This window comes from Mesorhizobium sp. M5C.F.Ca.IN.020.29.1.1, from assembly GCF_003997375.1.
Taxonomy (GTDB): domain Bacteria; phylum Pseudomonadota; class Alphaproteobacteria; order Rhizobiales; family Rhizobiaceae; genus Mesorhizobium; species Mesorhizobium wenxiniae.
In genome coordinates this window covers 1-915 of record NZ_RZSW01001055.1, presented here as the reverse complement: position 1 = coordinate 915, position 915 = coordinate 1, and the positions used below count along the sequence as shown (strand labels likewise).

1 protein-coding gene is annotated in these 915 nt (G+C 65.7%); it reads right to left on the bottom strand.

Going from position 1 to position 915, the window contains the following annotated elements; all coding sequences use genetic code 11:
• On the bottom strand, window positions 1-915 hold a 915-nt coding region (locus EOA85_RS36155; protein WP_164760176.1), incomplete at both ends, for an efflux RND transporter permease subunit.

The window sequence follows — 915 nt, the reverse complement described above, 5'->3', positions numbered from 1 at the left end:
GTCCTGGTCCACCTCGATCTTGATGACCTTGGCCGGCTCGTTCCAGTCGTAGTTGATGTTGCGCACGGCTGCATCGCTGCCCAGCACCTGTGCGAACTGCTGCGCCAGGCTGCGCGTCTTGTCCGGGTCCGGTCCGCTGACCCGGAATCTCAGCGGCCAGCCGACCGGCGGTCCGAGTTCGAGCGGCGTGACGCGGGTCATGACGTCGTCGAAGCCTTTCGCAAGTGACGTTTCCAGCCGATCGATCACGGCCTGGCGCACGGCGTGGCCCTTCGTCACGACCACCGCCTGGGCGAAGAAGTCGTTGGCGAGCTGGGCATCGAGCGGCAGGTAGAAACGGACCGCGCCCTGGCCGACATAGAAGCTCCAGTGGTCGATGTCAGGATCGGCCGCGAGCAGCTTCTCGACCCGGCCCACCACCTCGTCCGTCGCCTTGATCGATGCGGTCTGCGGCAGGGTGAGGTCGACCATGATTTCGGGCCGGTCGGACTTCGGGAAGAACTCCTGACCGACAAAGCCCATGGCCACGACCGAGAGCGCGAACAGCCCGGCGGTCGCCGACAGCACCAGCCACTTCGCCCGCATCGCCGTTTCGAGCAGCGTCTGGAAGCCGCGCACCAGGCGCGAAGGCTGGTGGCTGCCATGGCCCTTGATGCGCTCGGGCAAAAGGGCGACGCCGGTCAACGGCGTGAACAGTACCGCGACGACCCAGGAAACAACCAGCGCTATGCCGACGACCGCGAACAGCGAGAAGCAATATTCGCCGGCGCCGCTCTTGGCGAAGCCGACCGGCACGAAGCCGGCGATCGTCACCAGCGTGCCGGTGAGCATCGGGAAGGCGGTCGAGGTATAGGCATAGGTGGCCGCCGAGATCTTGTCGTAGCCTTCCTCCATGCGCGAGATCATCATCTCCAC